General features: G+C 69.0%; 1 protein-coding gene. It reads left to right on the plus strand.

Annotated elements, in window-relative coordinates; translation table 11 throughout:
* Nucleotides 1-229, plus strand: a 229-nt coding sequence (locus ACQG3P_RS25610; protein WP_426806611.1) for a toprim domain-containing protein, incomplete at both ends; no start/stop codon positions are given.

Here is a 229-nt window from a genome sequence, read left to right on the forward strand (position 1 = left end):
TCGATGCCGCCCGCGCCCGCGAAGCCGCGCGCAAGGCGCGCGACCTGACCCGTCGCAAGGGCGCGTTGGATAACGCCGGCCTGCCCGGGAAGCTGGCCGACTGCCAGGAGAAAGACCCGGCGCTGTCCGTACTGTTCATCGTCGAGGGTGACTCCGCAGGTGGTTCGGCCAAGCAGGGCCTCAACCGCATGAACCAGGCCGTGCTGCCGTTGCGCGGCAAGATCCTCAA

Source organism: Stenotrophomonas sp. SrG, from assembly GCF_050031795.1.
Lineage (GTDB): Bacteria > Pseudomonadota > Gammaproteobacteria > Xanthomonadales > Xanthomonadaceae > Stenotrophomonas > Stenotrophomonas rhizophila_A.